This is a genomic window from Phenylobacterium hankyongense, assembly GCF_003254505.1.
Lineage (GTDB): Bacteria > Pseudomonadota > Alphaproteobacteria > Caulobacterales > Caulobacteraceae > Phenylobacterium > Phenylobacterium hankyongense.
Map to the genome: position 1 here is coordinate 2,564,856 of NZ_QFYP01000001.1, position 15,827 is coordinate 2,580,682.

The 15,827-nt window shown below is 71.5% G+C and carries 12 protein-coding genes; 8 read left to right on the plus strand and 4 right to left on the minus strand.

Annotation, left to right across the window (positions count from 1 at the left end):
- The first annotated feature begins 3 nt into the window (after positions 1-3).
- Positions 4-1,080, plus strand: coding sequence for an acyl-CoA dehydrogenase family protein (locus DJ021_RS12380; protein WP_111457835.1), 1,077 nt, complete (start codon positions 4-6; stop codon positions 1,078-1,080).
- 70 nt (positions 1,081-1,150) lie between these two features.
- On the opposite strand, the gene DJ021_RS12385 is transcribed toward DJ021_RS12380, so the two are convergent.
- The gene (locus DJ021_RS12385) at positions 1,151-2,635 is read right to left on the minus strand and encodes an amidase (RefSeq protein ID WP_111457836.1); all 1,485 of its coding nucleotides are present in this window, start codon (positions 2,633-2,635) and stop codon (positions 1,151-1,153) included.
- A 99-nt stretch (positions 2,636-2,734) separates the two neighbouring features.
- Positions 2,735-2,923, minus strand: coding sequence for a DUF3008 family protein (locus DJ021_RS12390; RefSeq protein WP_111457837.1), 189 nt, complete (start codon positions 2,921-2,923; stop codon positions 2,735-2,737).
- A gap of 162 nt (positions 2,924-3,085) precedes the next feature.
- Between DJ021_RS12390 and DJ021_RS12395 the strand changes: the two genes are divergently transcribed.
- Positions 3,086-4,468, plus strand: a complete 1,383-nt coding sequence (locus DJ021_RS12395; protein WP_111457838.1) for an FAD/NAD(P)-binding protein — start codon at positions 3,086-3,088, stop codon at positions 4,466-4,468.
- Here DJ021_RS12395 and DJ021_RS12400 read toward each other — a convergent pair.
- Positions 4,465-5,193 (minus strand): glutathione binding-like protein, encoded by a 729-nt coding sequence (locus DJ021_RS12400; RefSeq protein WP_111457839.1) that lies wholly within the window; start codon positions 5,191-5,193, stop codon positions 4,465-4,467. The genes DJ021_RS12395 and DJ021_RS12400 overlap by 4 nt on opposite strands.
- A 232-nt stretch (positions 5,194-5,425) precedes the next feature.
- The gene (locus DJ021_RS12405) at positions 5,426-7,024 is read right to left on the minus strand and encodes an L-lactate permease (protein WP_111457840.1); all 1,599 of its coding nucleotides are present in this window, start codon (positions 7,022-7,024) and stop codon (positions 5,426-5,428) included.
- Positions 7,025-7,219: 195 nt separating this feature from the next.
- Between DJ021_RS12405 and DJ021_RS12410 the strand changes: the two genes are divergently transcribed.
- The 6 genes from DJ021_RS12410 (at position 7,220) to DJ021_RS12435 (ending at position 15,821) form a co-directional block, all read left to right on the plus strand.
- Positions 7,220-7,900: a response regulator transcription factor gene (locus tag DJ021_RS12410; protein WP_111457841.1), complete on the plus strand. Its 681-nt coding sequence runs from the start codon at positions 7,220-7,222 to the stop codon at positions 7,898-7,900.
- On the plus strand, positions 7,887-9,245 hold the full coding sequence (locus tag DJ021_RS12415; RefSeq protein ID WP_133255001.1) for a sensor histidine kinase: 1,359 nt from the start codon (positions 7,887-7,889) through the stop codon (positions 9,243-9,245). The genes DJ021_RS12410 and DJ021_RS12415 overlap by 14 nt, the downstream gene beginning before the upstream one ends.
- 1 nt (position 9,246) lies before the next feature.
- On the plus strand, positions 9,247-9,918 hold the full coding sequence (locus DJ021_RS12420; protein WP_111457843.1) for a response regulator transcription factor: 672 nt from the start codon (positions 9,247-9,249) through the stop codon (positions 9,916-9,918).
- A gap of 123 nt (positions 9,919-10,041) precedes the next feature.
- Positions 10,042-13,257, plus strand: a complete 3,216-nt coding sequence (locus tag DJ021_RS12425; protein WP_111457844.1) for an efflux RND transporter permease subunit — start codon at positions 10,042-10,044, stop codon at positions 13,255-13,257.
- Positions 13,250-14,434, plus strand: coding sequence for an efflux RND transporter periplasmic adaptor subunit (locus DJ021_RS12430; RefSeq protein ID WP_111457845.1), 1,185 nt, complete (start codon positions 13,250-13,252; stop codon positions 14,432-14,434). Before DJ021_RS12425 ends, DJ021_RS12430 begins: the two co-directional genes overlap by 8 nt.
- A complete protein-coding gene (locus tag DJ021_RS12435) occupies positions 14,421-15,821 on the plus strand; it encodes an efflux transporter outer membrane subunit (RefSeq protein WP_111457846.1) in 1,401 nt (466 codons plus the stop codon). Before DJ021_RS12430 ends, DJ021_RS12435 begins: the two co-directional genes overlap by 14 nt.
- The last annotated feature ends 6 nt before the right edge of the window (positions 15,822-15,827 follow it).

Below are 15,827 nucleotides of genomic sequence, written 5' to 3' on the forward strand. Positions count from 1 at the left end.
CGCATGCGGTTCGCGCTCTCCGAAGACCAGACGCTGCTGCAGGACAGCCTCCGCCGGGCGCTGGAGCAGGTCGCGCCGCTGGAGCGGGTGCGGCGCTTCGCCGACGGCGCCGAGGCGACCGCGCCCGACGTCTGGGCGGGGCTGACGGAGCTCGGCCTGCCGGGACTGCTGATCGACGAGGCGCACGGCGGGCTGGAGCTTGGCCTGCTTGAGGCGGCGCTGGCGGCGGAGGCGCTGGGCGCGGTCGTGGCCCCGGCGCCGTTCCTCGGGACCGCCGTGCTGGCGCCCCTGGCCCTGAAACTCGCCGGCTCGGCCGGGCAGCAGGCGAAATGGCTGCCGAAGCTGGCGGCAGGGGAGGCCACCGCCGGCGTGGCGATCTCCGAACCGATCGCCGGGGCGCGAGATGGCGCGGGTGTCGAGGCATCGGGCGGGCGGCTCGACGGCACGGCGCTGTTCGTCATCGATGCGCCGGGCGCGGACCTGCTGGTCGTCGCCGACCGTGTGGGCGGGCTGCACCTCGTCGAAGCGCCGCCGGGGCCTCAGCCCATGAGCACCATCGACGCCACGCGGCGGCTGTCGGAAGTGACGTTCCGCGACACCATGGCTGAGCCGCTGGCCTCCGGCCCGGCGCTGGAGCGGCTGCGGGACGCCGCCTGGGTGATGCTCGCCGCCGACACCCTGGGCGCGGCGCAGACCATGCTGGACCGGGCGGTCGCCTATGCCCAGGAGCGCCGGCAGTTCGGGCGGGTGATCGGCTCGTTCCAGGCGGTGAAGCACCTGTGCGCGGAGATGGCCGCCGAGCTCGAACCGGCCCGCGCCCTGGTCTGGTACGCCGCCTACGCCTTCGACCATGCCCCCGACGAGGCGCCGCTGATGGCCGCCCATGCCAAGGCCCACCTCTCCGAGATCGGCCGCTTCATCGCCCGCACCTCCACCGAGGTGCACGGCGGCGTCGGCATGACCGACCTGCTCGGCCTGCACTACTGGTTCAAGCGTATCGGCCTCAACCGCCAGCTGCTCGGCGGCCCGGAGCGGGTGCGCGAGGCCGCGGCGAAGGCGCAGGGGCTGAGCGCGGTCTAGGGGGTCCTTCGAGGTCACCGCTGACCCCCTCCACCGCTTCGCGGTCCCCCTCCCCCAGCGGGGGAGGAACCTAGGCGTGCACAGGCGGCGTCCGTCCCGCCCAGGGCTGCGCCGCCTCCAGCTGGTAGGCCAGTTCGAACAGGGTGCGCTCGTTGCCGGCGCGGGCGGAGAACATGGTCCCGACCGGCAGGCCGCCTTCGGTCCAGAACAGCGGAACACTCATCGACGGCGCGCCGGCGATGTTGTGCAGCGGCGTGTAGCCGACGTACTCGACCAGCCGCGCCACCAGGGTGTCGAAGGCGACGTTGGGGCCGACCTCGCCCAGCGGCGGCGGGGCCGAGGACAGCACCGGCGACAGGATCACGTCGAACTGGCTGGCCGGGAACCAGGTGTCGTAGGCCAGCGCATTGGCCTGCAGGCGCTGGATGGCGGCGGGCAGGGCGTCGGGCGCGGCCTTGGCGGCCATCTCCGCCATGCCCAGGCTGAAGGGCTCCAAGAGGCTGGTGTCGGGCTTGCGGCCGGTGGCGCGGCCGATGTTGTCGGCGAGGTCCTTGGCGCCCGAGGCCCAGAGCAGCAGGAAGTCCTGGATGAACTGATCGCCCTCCATCGGCCAGTGGGTCGGCTCCAGGCGGTGGCCGAGGCGCTCGACCAGCCGGGCGGCGGCCTCGGTGGCGCGGGCGACCTCCGGCTGCGGTCCGTGGCCGACGCCGTTCTCGATCAGATAGCCGATGCGCAGCCGGCGGCGCGGCGGGCCGGGCACGAAGCCCACGGGGGCGTAGCGGGCGGCGGGCGTGGTGTCCTCGGTGGCGGCGAACAGGGCGGCGGAGTCGCGGACGCTGCGGGTCACGCAGTGCTGCACGTCGAGGTCGGAGACCTTGGTCATGCCCGCCGTGCCGGCCATCCGCCCGCGCGAGGGCTTGAGGCCGAACAGGCCGCAACAGGCGGCCGGGATGCGGATCGAGCCGCCGCCGTCGGTGGCGTGGGCGAAGGGCACGACCCCGGCCGCCACCGCCACGGCCGCCCCGCCCGAGGAGCCGCCGGAGGACCGCCCGATGTCCCAGGGGTTGCGGGTGAGGCCGGTGGCCAGCGGCTCGGTGGTGGGCAGGAAGCCGTACTCCGGCGTCGCCGACTTGCCGATCACCACCAGGCCGGCCCGGTCGAAGGCGTCGATGTGGGCCGACTGCCGCCGGGCCGGCGGGTTGGACCGCCCGGACTTCGACCCGTAGCGGGTGGGCAAGCCGACGTAGTCGTCGAGGTCCTTGATCAGGAAGGGCACGCCGCCGAACGGCCCGGCCGGCATCCCGGCGCGCGCCTTGGCCAGCGCGCGGTCGAAGTCGGAATTGACGATGAAGTTCAGCTGGCCCTGGAGCGCCTCGGCCCGGGCGATGGCGGATTCAACGGCTTCCGCCGCGGTGATCTCGCGCCGGCGGATACGGGCGGCGGTCTCGGTGGCGTCCGGCCAGGCCGGCGCGGCGGGCGCCGGCTTCGCCGTGGCCTGCGCCGCGGCTAGCACTACGGGCGCTACGGCCAGCGCGCGGCGGGTGATCTTGAACATGGCGTCCCCCTTGGAGCGCCAGCTTGGCCTCAAGCGGGGAGGGGACGCAAGACGGGCGGCGGGATCCGCGGCCGCCCGTCTCGATGCTCGCGGGTCCGATCAGGAGCGCGAGGCGTGCTCCGGCTTACCCTTGCGCTTGGTGGACGCCATCTTCTCCAGCTCCTTCTCGCTCATCGAGCCGGCCATCTGCTTGGATGCGCCTTTCAGCTTGGACTTCGGCGTGTCGCCGCGCTTGGCGGACAAGGCCGCGCCCGCGGCCTTCTGTTGAGCGCCGGACTTGGCAGGCATGGCAGATCTCCTCTCTCGGACGCCGCGGATGCGGCCGTCGCGTCAACTCCCGGGTCGGGTCGCCGGTTCACGGGCCCGCCTATCGGTGGCGCCAGAGAAATTGCATTGAGTTCGCAGCTAATTCCTATCACCTAAGTAGGCGTTTGGACGGAGGACGTCTCCATGAACCCCGAATCCGCCGCGCCGCCGCCGACCGTGGCCGTCATCGGCGGCGGCTTCAGCGGCCTGCTCACCGCCATCCACCTGCTGCGCGCCGATCCGCAGGTGGTGGTGCGGCTGGTGGAGCGCGCGCCGCTGTTCGGCCGGGGCCGCGCCTATCAGACCTCGCACGCGGACCACCTGTTGAACGTGCGCGCCTCCAACATGAGCGCCTTTCCCGACCAGCCGACGCATTTCCAGGACTGGCTGGCCCGCGAAGCCGGCGCCGGCGAGCGCGACGCCTTCGTCAGCCGCTCGCGCTATGGCGACTACCTGCAGGGCCTGCTGCGCGAAGAGGTGCGCGACCCGAGCCGCGCCGGGCGGCTGCTGCTGGAAGCCGACGAGGCGGTGGCGATCGCGCCGGTCGGCCTGCGCCAGAGGGTGGACCTGAGCCTCGGGCGCAGCTTCGAGGCCGACGCCGTGGTGCTGGCGCTCGGCCTGCTGCCGCCGGCGCCGCCGCCGGGCGCTGAGCCGGCGGTGCTCGCCTCGCCGGCCTACGTGGCCGATCCCTGGCGGCTCGACCCGGCCGGCGCGCCCATGGGCGACATCCTGCTGATCGGCTCGGGCCTGACCATGGTCGACGTGGCGCTCAGCCTGGCCGGTCCCGGCCGCCGGCTCACGGCGCTGTCGCGCCACGGCCTGATCGCGCGCAGCCACGGGCCGACGCAAGGCGCCGCGCCGCCGGAAGGCCCGCTCGCCACCGCGCGAGCGGCCATGCGGACCCTGCGCGTGCAGGCGGAGAAGGTCGGCTGGCGCGAGGCGGTGGACTCGATCCGCCCGCTCACCGCCGACATCTGGCGCAGCTGGAGCTTGGCGCAGCGGCGGCGGTTCCTGCGCCATGCCCGGCCCTGGTGGGACGTCCACCGCCACCGCATGGCGCCGATGATCGCCGCGCGGCTGTCGGGGCTGGTGGTGTCCGCCGAGCTGGAGGTGCTGGGCGGCCGGCTCGACCGTCTGAGCCTGACCGACGGTGGGTTCCAGGCGCAGATCCGCCCGCGCGGCGAGACCGTGCCGGTGATCCGGGGTTTCGCGGCGGTGGTCAACTGCACCGGGCCGCGGGGCGATCCGGAGACCGCGGCTGCGGGCCTGCTGGCCGACCTGCGCCGCCGCGGAGCCGTACGCCGCGACCCGCTGGGGCTGGGGCTCGACGTCACCGAGGACCTGCGGGCGGTGGGCGAGGGCGGGGCGCCGACGCCGGGCCTGTTCGCCGTCGGGCCGCTGACCCGCGCCGCGGTCTGGGAGGCGCTGGCGGTGCCGGACCTGCGCGGCCAGACGGCCGAGGTGGCGCGGAGGGTGATCGCCGACCTGCGGCGGGTCCGCGCCGCCCTGGCGCCGGCGAGCGCCTAGCCGACCGGCGCGGGCCGGGCGCGCTGGTTGTAGAGCAGCTTGCGGCGGCGCTCCTGTTCCTCAGGGGTGATGCTGGCCGGGTCCTCGCCGGGATCGACCGTGACCGCCATGCCGCGCTGGACGGCCGGACGCTCCGACAGCTCCTCGAACCAGCGCTTGAAGTGCTTGAATTCGTCGAGGTCGATGCCCTGGACCGCATAGCTCGACGTCCAGGGATACGAGATCATGTCGGCGATCGAATAGTCATCGCCGGCCAGGTAGCGGCGGTCGTAGAGGCGGTTGTTCATCACCCCGTAGAGCCGGTGGACCTCGTCGTTGAACCGGCGCTGGGCGTAGGACTGGTCGCCCTCGCTCTCGGCCACGCGGGAGAAGTGGCCGCGCTCGCCGAACTTCGGGCCCTGGTTGGCCATCTGCCAGATCACCCACTGGGCGACCTCGTACTTCGCCCGCAGGTCGTCCTGCGGCCAGAAGCGGCCTTCCTTCTCGGCCAGGTACATCATGATCGCGCCGGACTCGAAGACGCTGATCGGCGCGCCGCCGCCCTTGGGCGCATGGTCCACGATGGCCGGCATGCGGTTGTTGGGGCTGATCTTCAGGAAGCCGTCCTGGAACTGGTCGCCGCGGCCGATGTGCACGGTGACGACCGTGTAGGGGACGCCCAACTCCTCCAGCAGGATGGTGACCTTCTTGCCGTTCGGGGTCGGAAAGTAGTGGACGTCGATCATGCAGACTCCGGGTTCAGTTCCAGTCCAGCAAGGTCTCGCGCAGATCCCTCAGCACCGCCGCATCGAGCGGCTGGCGCAGGTCGATCCCGGACACCTGGACGCCGATGATCGGCGTCAGCGGCGTGAGTTCGAGCGCGCCAGCTTTGAACTCGCGGACGAGATGAGCGCCCGAACGCCACCGTGGCTCAAATCACATTTGCTGCGAACGCCCTATGCGAAGCTGTCGGCGGCGTCAGTGCGGGATCATCCAGGGGAACAGATGCTGCTGGGCCAGCACGATCAGGCCGAGCAGCAGGGTCAGGGCGATGCTGTGCTTGAAGGTCCGGGCGAGGATCTCGCCTTCATGCCCCTTCAGCTCGGTGACCGCCGCCCCGGTGCTGATGTTCTGCGGCGAGATCATCTTGCCCATGACGCCGCCCGAGGAGTTGGTGGCGGCGGTGAGCACGGGGCTCAGGTTCAGCTGGTGGGCGGCGACCACCTGCAGGTTGCCGAACAGGGCGTTGCCGGAGGTGTCGCTGCCGGAGAGGAAGACCGCGACCCAGCCGAGGAAGGCGGAGACCAGCGGGAAGATCGGCCCCACCGAGGCGACCCCCAGACCGAGCGTGTAGGCCATGCCGGAGTAGTTCATGACATAGGCCACCGCCACGATCAGCGAGACGGTCAGCACCGCCAGGCGGACCTGCACCCAGCTGGCGGCGACGGCCCGCAGGAAGGCGCGCGGACCGACGCCGCAGAGGCCGGCGGTGATGAGCGAGGCCACCAGGATGGCGGTGCCCGTGGCCAGCGGCTGGAAGTCCCAGACCGCCGCGTAGGGCTTGCCGTAGAGGGTGATGAACACCGCCTTGTCGAGGCCCGGCCAGGCGACCTTGGTGTCGCCGAAGGCGTTCACCTTCAGCAGGGTCCAGGCGATCACCACCGCAGAGACGATCAGCCAGGGCGTCCACCCATGCCAGTTGGCGAGCGGCCGCTCGCGGACCGGCGGCGCGGGCGCGACGAAGGCGAACTCCGGGTCGGGCTTCGGCCGCCAGATCTTCACGAAGCCCACAGTCACCAGCAGCGAGACCAGCGAGGAGAGCACGTCGGTGAGGGCGTACTGCAGGTGGTTGGAGACCAGGAACTGGGTCATGGCGAAGCTGCCGCCGGCCACCAGCAGCACCGGCCACAAGGCGCGCACCGACCTCAGTCCGCCGTAGATGGCGACCACGTAGAAGGGCAGCAGCAGGGCGATGAACGGCAATTGCCGGCCGATCATCGCGCCCAGGATCTCGGGCGGCAGCTGGGTGACGGCGCCCAGCGTGGTCACCGGCGCGCCGAGCGCGCCGAACGCCACCGGCGCGGTGTTGAAGATCAGGGTGAAGACCAGGGCCTCCAGCGCCGGGAAGCCGAGCGCGATCAGCAGCGCGCTGGTGATCGCCACCGGGCTGCCGAAGCCCGACACGCCTTCCAGCAGCGCGCCGAAGCAGAAGCCGACCACCACCAGCACGATGCGGCGGTCGTTGGGCAGGTGCTCCACCACCCAGGCGGCGAAGGCGTCGAAGCGGCCCGAGGCGACTGCCAGGTTGTAGAGCAGCAGGGCGTTGAACACGATCCACATGATCGGCCACAGGGCGAAGGCGGCCCCCGCGGCGGCGCTGTCCAGCGCCAGGGTTCCCGGCAACCGCCAGACGCTCACCGCCAGGGCCAGCGCCAGGACCAGGCCGCCCAGCGACGCCTGCCAGGCCGGCCGGCGCGCGATCCCCAGGAGGATCAGCACCAGGGCGACGGGCAGCGCGGCCACCAGGCAGGATAGCAGCAGGTTGTCGCCGACCGGCGTAAGCAGTTGATCGAACAAGACGCGCCCTCCCGAGGACAGGAGGATTTGCCGGCGGCCTGATACCGCTCTCTCCCCCAAGCTGCGCTACTATGTCAGGTGGACGCGCCGACGCCGAGTCCAGCTCAGAAGGCCGACGCCGACATGATTGCGCAATCTTGAGGTAGCATTCGGGCGCGGCGCCAGACCCTCGACCCGCTCCACGACCAGGACCCCATGCCGAAGATACTGGCCATCGAAGACGATCCCACCACCGGGCGGGAAATCGTCGCCGAACTGGGGCAACACGGGTTCGACGTCGAGTGGGTGGCCGACGGCCGCGAGGGGCTGATCCGGGCGGTGAGCGGAGAGTTCGACGCGGTCATCCTCGACCGGATGCTGCCGCACCTGGACGGGCTGGCTATCGTCATGGTGATGCGCAACACCGGGGTCGGCATCCCGGTCCTGATGATCAGCGCGCTGAGCGACGTGGACGAGCGCATCCGCGGGCTGCGGGCCGGCGGCGACGACTACATGACCAAGCCGTTCGCCTCGGAGGAGATGGCCGCGCGGCTGGAGGTGCTGCTGCGCCGGCGCGACGCTCCGCCGCCGCAGCTGACGCTGGTGGTCGGGGACCTGGAGCTCGACCTGATCGGCCGGGCGGCGCGGCGGGCCGGGGCCGAGATCCGCTTGATGCCCACGGAGTACAAGCTGCTCGAATTCCTGATGCGCAACGCCGGGCAGGTGCTGACCCGGACGATGATCTTCGAGGCGATCTGGAGCTATCACTTCGATCCGGGGACCAACCTCATTGACGTCCACCTCGGACGCCTGCGACGCAAGATCGATCGGCCGGGGCTGACGCCCATGATCCACACCATCCGCGGCTCGGGATACGCCCTGCATGCGCCCGCGTGAGCTCTGGAGAACGACGCCGTTCCGCCTGACCCTCATGAACGGGGCGGTGTTCGCCCTGGCCGTGGTGGCCTTGCTCGGCCTGATCTATTGGGAGACCGCCGGCTACATGGCGCGGCAGCTGAACCAGATCGTCGTCGAACACGCCGAGGCGCTGGAGGGCGGCGGGCCCGAGCACCTCCCCGACCGCATCCGCCAGGCGGTGGCCGCCGACGCGCGGCACATCGAATACTACGGCCTGTTCTCGCAGGACGGCGTCTGGATCGCCGGCAACATCCACGCCCTGCCGGCGGGACTGCCGATGGACGGCAATCCGCGGCAGATCCACGTGCACGGTCTGCAACCGGGCGCGCGGGCGCTGGTGACTCAGACGCCGTGGGGCGAGACCCTGTTCGTCGGCCACGACGCCCTGGTGCTCAGCGGCCTGCGCGCCATTCTGATCAATGCGCTGGCGATCAGCGGGGCGGCGATCCTGCTGCTCGGGCTGGCGGCGGCCGCCGCGCTCAGCGTGCCGCCGTTGCGGCGCATCGAGAACCTGCGCGAGGCGAGCCGCGCGGCGCTGGAAGGCCAGATCGGCGTGCGGCTGCCGGTCTCCCGCCGGCGAGACGAGATCGACATGCTGGCCGGGCTCGCCAACGCCATGATGGACGAGAGCGAGCGGCTGCTGTGGGAGGTCAAGAGCGTCGGCGAGAACGTCGCCCACGACCTGCGCACGCCCCTGAACCGGCTGCGCGCCCTGCTGTACCGGGTGCGGCAGGAGACCCGGCTGGAGGGCGCCGAACGCGAGATGATCGACCAGGCCCTGGCCGAGACCGACGACCTCCTGGTCCGCTTCCGGGCCCTGCAGCGGATCGGCGAGATCGAGCGCCGCGATCGGCAGGCCTTCTTCGAGCAGGTCCGGCTGCAGCAGGTGCTCGACGACGTCATCGAGCTGCACGAGCCCCTGGCCGAGGACCGCGGCGTCAGCCTCGAGCGCGACATCCAGGCCGATGTGCCGACGGTGTCGGCCGACCCGACCCTGCTGTTCGAGGCGGTCTCGAACCTGGTGGACAATGCGCTGAAGTTCACCCCGCGGGGCGGCCGGGTCCGCCTGCGCCTGGTGGCGCGCGAGCAGGGGCCGCGGATCGAGGTGCTCGACAATGGCCCAGGCGTGCCCGAGGGCGAGCGCGACGCGGTGCTGCAGCGGTTCTATCGCGCCCAGCGCACGCGGACCGAACCCGGCTCCGGGCTCGGCCTCAGCATCGTCACCGCCATCGCCCGGCTGCACCACTTCACCCTGTCGCTGGACGACGCCAAGCCGGGGCTGCGCGTGGCGCTGGACTGCTGGCCGCGCGGACTGGGGGCCTGAGGTGCGCGTCCTGCACGCAGGCCTGCCGCGCGGGGACGGCTATCTCGCCCACGCCCTGGTCGAGGCCGGCCACGTGGTGGAGACGGCGCCGGATCTGCCCGACCTGCTCCTGAGCTGCGCCGGCGGCGAGTACGACGTGGTGCTGGTCGAGGTCGCGCAGCCGGACCAGGCGCTCGCGCGCCGGATCGCGGCGGCGGGCGGCGGCGCCCTGGCCCTGGTGGTCGACACCGCCACCGCGGCCGAGCGGACGCGCCTGCTGCGCGCGGGCGCCGACGCCTGCTTCCTGCGCCCGGTGCAGTTCATCGAGCTGGAGGCCCGGCTGTCGGCCCTGGTCGGGCTGGGGCGTCGCCACGCCGCTGCGCCGCCGCAGGCCCTGGCGCTGGACCCGGCCGCCCGGACGGCGCGGATGGGCGGGCGCAGCCTGATGCTGCCGATGCGAGACTATGCCCTGCTCGACTATCTCCTGGGCCGCGCCGGCGAGGTGGTCGGCGCCGAGCAGATCCTGGAACACGTCTGGGGGGAGGTGGGCGACAGCGGCGCCGACCGGGTGCGCACGGCGGTGGCGCGGCTGCGCGCGCGGCTCGCCGCGGCGTTCGGCGCGCCGATGATCGCCACCGTCCGCGGTCACGGCTACCGGCTGGAGACCAACATGAAACTATATTCATCCGGCTGACACGTCGGATTTAGGTGGCCGGGCGCATTACCCCCCAGCGCAGCAATACTGCGCCGGTCCCGCGCGCCGCCAGCCCCCCCGGCGCGCGCGGGACCCCCTAGCATCCACCTTGGAGCAGGCCGCTTGAACGCCATCGTCCGCGTCGCTCTGCAGCGCCCCTATACCTTCATCGTCATGGCGCTGCTGATCATGATCTTCGGGGTCATGGCCGCGCTGGGAACCCCCACCGACATCTTCCCCGACATCCGCGTTCCGGTGATCGGCGTGGTCTGGGAATATGCCGGCCTGCCGCCCAATGAGATGGCCGGGCGGATCGTCACGCCTTACGAGCGCGTGCTCACCACCACCGTCAGCAACATCGACCACATCGAGAGCCAGTCGCTGCCGGGCATCGGCGTGGTGAAGATCTATTTCCAGCCGGGCGTCGACATCCGCACCGCCACCGCCCAGGTCACCTCGGTCTCCCAGTCGGCGCTCAAGCAGATGCCGAGCGGCGTGATCCCGCCGCTGATCCTCAACTACAGCGCCTCGACCGTGCCGATCCTGCAGCTGGCGCAGGCCGACAAGGCGCTGTCCGAGCAGAAGCTCTTCGACCTCAGCCAGACCGTCATCCGGCCGCGCCTGATCAGCGTGCCGGGCGCCGCCATCCCGTTCCCCTTCGGCGGCCAGGTGCGCCAGATCCAGGTCGACCTCGACCCGCAGGCCCTGCAGGCCAAGGGCCTGTCGGCGAGCGACGTCACCAACGCCATCGCCGCCCAGAACCAGATCCTGCCGGTCGGCCAGGCGAAGATCGGCTCCTACCAATACACCGTGAAGCTCAACGATGCGGTCGCCGCGATCGACGAGCTCAACAACCTGCCGATCAAGACCGTGGGCGGGGCCACCATCTATATTCGCGACGTCGCCCAGGTCCGCGACGGCGCCAAGCCCCAGACCAACGTCGTCCACGTCGACGGCGCGCGGGCCGTCCTGTCGACCGTCCTGAAGAACGGCACGGCGTCGACGATCGCCATCGTCCAGGGGATCAAGGACCGCCTGCCGGCCCTGAAGGAAGTCACGCCGGCCGGTCTCAAGATCACGCCGCTGAACGATCAGTCGGTGTTCGTGAAGGGCGCCATCTCCGGCGTGGTCAAGGAAGGCGCCATCGCCGCGGCCCTGACCAGCCTGATGATCCTGCTGTTCCTGGGAAGCTGGCGCTCGACGGTAATCATCGCCGTGTCGATCCCGCTGGCCGTGCTGGCCGCCATCGCCGGCCTGTCGGCGATCGGGCAGACCCTGAACATCATGACGCTCGGCGGGCTGGCGCTCGCCGTGGGCATCCTGGTCGATGACGCCACCGTCACCATCGAGAACATCAACTGGCACCTGGAGCAGGGCAAGGACGTCAAGACCGCCATCCTCGACGGGGCCAATCAGATCGTCACGCCGGCCTTCGTCTCCCTGCTCTGCATCTGCATCGTCTTCGTGCCGATGTTCATGCTGAAGGGCGTGGCGGGCTTCCTGTTCGTGCCCATGGCCGAGTCGGTCGTGTTCGCGATGATCGCCTCCTTCATCCTGTCGCGGACGCTGGTGCCGACGCTGGCCATGTACCTGCTCAAGCCGCACAATCCGGAGCAACTCGGCTACGAGGGCGCCGCCGAACACGGCCACGCCGCCGCGCCGTCCCGCAATCCGATGGTCCGGTTCCAGCGGAGCTTCGAGAGCCGCTTCAACGGCATCCGGGAGGGCTACCGCGACCTGCTGGTGATGGCGATGTCCGCCCGGCGGGTGTTCGTGATCGGCTTCCTGGCGGTGGTCGTGCTGTCCTTCGGCCTGGCGCCCTTCCTCGGCAGCAACTTCTTCCCGGCCGTGGATTCCGGCCAGATCAGCCTGCACGTGCGCGCCCCGGTGGGGACGCGGCTGGAGGACTCGTCGCTGGAATTCGGCCGCGTCGAGGCGGCCATCCGCCGGGTCATTCCCGCCAACGAGATGGGCTCGGTGATCGACAACATCGGCATCCCGAACAGCGGGATCAACATGGTCTACAACAACTCCGGCATCATCGGGCCGCAGGACGGCGACATCCTGATCAGCCTGAATGAGGGCCACCACCCGACCGCCGGCTACGTGAAGCGGCTGCGTGAACTCCTGCCGCGGGAGTTCCCCGGCTCGGCCTTCTCCTTCCTGCCTGCCGACATCGTCGGCCAGATCCTGAACGCCGGCCAGCCGGCCCCGATCGACCTGCAGGTCTCCGGACCCAACGCCGCCAAGAACCGCGCCTATGCCGAGAGCTTGATGCGCAAGATCAGGGCGGTGCCCGGCCTCGCCGACGTGCGCATCCAGCAGCCCAACGGCGCGCCGGAGCTGCGGGTCGACGTGGACCGCTCCCGGATGGCGCAGCTGGGCCTGAACGAACGCGACGTCACCAGCAGCCTCGGCACTTCGCTGGCCGGCAGTTCGCAGGGGCAGCCGACCTTCTGGCTGAACCCGCAGAACGGCGTGTCCTACCCGATCGTGGCCCAGACCCCCGAATACCGGGTCAGCAGCCTGGCGAACCTGGAGAACATCCCGATCACCGGCGCCGGGTCGGTCAATGGCGCCCAGGTTCTGGGCGGCTTGGGGACGATCACCCGCGAGAGCGCGCCGGCGGTCGTCAGCCACTATGACATCCAGCCGGTGATCGACATCTTCGCCACTACCCAGGGCAGGGACCTCGGCGCGGTGACCAAGGACATCCAGAAGATCATGAAGGCCGCCGAAAAGGACCGGCCCCAGGGCGCCACGGTCACGCTCCGCGGCCAGATGCTGACCATGAACAGCGCCTTCTCCGGCCTGTTCTTCGGCCTGGCGGCGGCCGTCGTGCTCATCTACCTGCTGATCGTCGTGAACTTCCAGTCGTGGCTGGACCCGTTCGTGATCATCACCGCCCTGCCGGCGGCGTTGGCGGGCATCGTCTGGATCCTGTTCGCCACCGGCACGACGCTTTCGGTGCCCGCGCTCACCGGTGCGATCATGTGCATGGGGGTGGCGACCGCCAACTCCATCCTCGTGATCAGCTTCGCCCGCGAGCGGCTCGCGGCCACCGGCGACGCCGTCGGCGCGGCGATCGAGGCGGGCTTCACCCGCTTCCGCCCCGTGCTGATGACCGCGCTCGCCATGATCATCGGCATGGCGCCCATGGCGCTGGGCCTCGGCGAAGGCGGCGAACAGAACGCCCCGCTGGGCCGCGCCGTCATCGGCGGCCTGATCGCCGCCACCATAGCCACCCTGATGTTCGTCCCGATCGTCTTCAGCCTCGTGCACGGCCGCAAGGCCGCCCGCACGGCGCAAGATCCGGTCCCCGGAGAGTCGTATGCCTGATCCCATCGCGGCCCCCGGCCGCATCCCCACGCGCCGGCTCAAGCTCGCCGGCGTGGCCGCCGCGGCGATCGCCGTGGCCGTCGCCGTCGCCGGCGTCGCCAGCCGCGTCTATGCCGACAAGGGCCTGCAGACCTGGACGCACGAGCAGACCATCCCCACGGTCAGCTTGATCCAGGCGGCCGACGGCGGCTCGCGCGACCTCGTCCTGCCGGGCGATGTCCAGGCCTTCAACAACGCCCCGATCCACGCCCGGGTCGGGGGCTACCTGAAGCGCTGGTACGTCGACATCGGCTCCCACGTGACGGCGGGCCAGCTGCTGGCCGAGATCGACACGCCGGACCTCGACCAGCAGGTGATGCAGGCCCGCGCCGACCTGGCCACCGCCCAGGCCAACCAGCACCTGTCCGACACCACCGCCAAGCGATGGGCCGGCCTGCTGGCCCAGGATGCGGTCTCGCGCCAGGACGCGGACACCAAGGAAGGCGACCTGGCGGCCAAGACCTCCGCGGTCAACGCCTCCAAGGCCAACCTCGACCGCCTGCTGGCGCTGGAGTCGTTCAAGCGCATCACCGCGCCGTTCGATGGCGTCGTCACCACGCGGAACACCGACATCGGGGCGCTGATCACCACCGGAAGCGCGGCGGATCCGGCGCTGTTCACGGTCGCCGACCAGCATCGCCTGCGCGTCTATGTGCGGGTGCCGCAGATCTATTCCGCGCTGATCCGCCCGGGCGTGACCGCCAAGCTGGCGGTGCCGGAATATCCCGGCCAGGTCTTCAAGGCGGCGGTGGTCAATGACGCCCAGGCGGTGAACGCCCAGAGCGGCACGGTGCTGGTCCAGTTGCAGCTCGACAACACCGACGGCCGGCTGAAGCCGGGCGAATACGCCCAGGCGACGTTCAACATGGACTCGGCGGCCACCACGACGCGGATTCCCTCCAGCGCCCTGCAGTTCCGCCACGACGGACCGGTGGTCGCGGTGGTCGGGCCCGACAGCCATGTGAAGCTCCGGAAGGTGACGATCTCGCGGGATCTCGGGTCCAGCGTCGAGATCGGCGCCGGCCTGGGCGAGGGCGACCGCATCGTCGACAACCCGCCGGAGTCGCTGGCCGACGGGGATCTGGTGCGGGTGATGACGCCCGCGGCCGGCAAGGGAGCCGCGAATGCGCACGCCTAGGCTGCTGGCGGCCGTCTCGACGGCGGCGATGCTGAGCGCCTGTTCGCTGGCGCCGCCCTACGCCCCGCCGACCATCGCCGTTGCGCCCACCTACAAGGAACTCGGCCCGTGGACGCCGGCCGCCCCCGCCGACGCCCAGCCGCGCGGAGTCTGGTGGGCGATGTTCTCCGATCCCGTGCTCGACGACCTGGAAGCGCGGGTGGAGAAGGCCAACCCGGACCTCGCCGCCGCGGCGGCGGCGTACGACCAGGCGAACGCCCTGACCGCCCAGGCGCGCGCCGGCCTGTTTCCGGAGCTCGACGGCGGGGCCCTGACGCAGGACACCCATCGCTCGGACAATGCGCCCCTGCGGACCGGCGGCCCGAACAACTACGCCGCCAACCAGGTCGGCGTCTCGCTGGCCTACGAACTCGACCTCTGGGGGCGGGTGCGCAACCTGGTGGCCGCCAGCGGCGACCGGGCCCAGGCCAGCGCCGCCGACCTCCAATCGGTCCGGCTGAGCCTGCAGGCGGCGCTGGCCGACGACTACCTGGCCCTGCGCAGCCTGGATGCCCAGGACCGGCTGCTGCGGGACACCGCCGGGGCCTACGCCCGGGCCCTGCAGCTGACCCAGGTGCTGCACGACGGCGGCGCCGCCACCGGCCTGGATGTCGGCCGGGCGCAGACCCAGCTCTCCACCGCCAAGGCGCTGATCTCCGACGTCGGCGCCCAGCGGGCGCTCTACGAGCACGCCATCGCCGCCCTGGTGGGCGAGAGCGCCTCGCAGTTCAGCCTCGCGCCGACGACGGCCGCGCTGCCGCAGCCCCACGTCCCGGTCAGCGCGCCCTCGCTCCTGTTGCAGCGGCGGCCCGACGTGGTGGCCGCCGAGCGGCGCGCGGCGGCGGCCAACGCCCAGATCGGCGTGGCGCGCGCGGCTCTCTTCCCCTCGCTGACGATCAGCGGCTCGAGCGGCTGGCAGTCGTCCGGCGGCATCGACCTGATCGCCGCGCCAAACACCTTCTGGATGATCGGGCCGCAGCTGCTTGGAGCGATCTTCGACGGCGGCCGGCGCAAGGCGGGCGTGCAGCAGGCCCGCGCCGTCTTCGATCAGGCGAGTGCGGAGTACCGGGCCACGGTGCTCAACGCCTTCCGCGGGGTCGAGGACCAGTTGGCGCTGTCCAACCGTCTGGCGGTGGAGGCGCAGGACCAGCAGGAGGCCACCCAGGCCGCGCAACGCACCGAAGCCCTGGCGCTGACCAGCTATCGGCAGGGGGCGTCGACCTACCTGGACGTGGTGACCGCCCAGACCGCGGCGCTGCAAGCCGAGCGGGCGGTGATCGTCCTCAATTCGCGCCGGTTGCAGGCGAGCGTCGATTTGGTGCGCGCGCTGGGCGGCGGCTGGGGCTGATCGGCC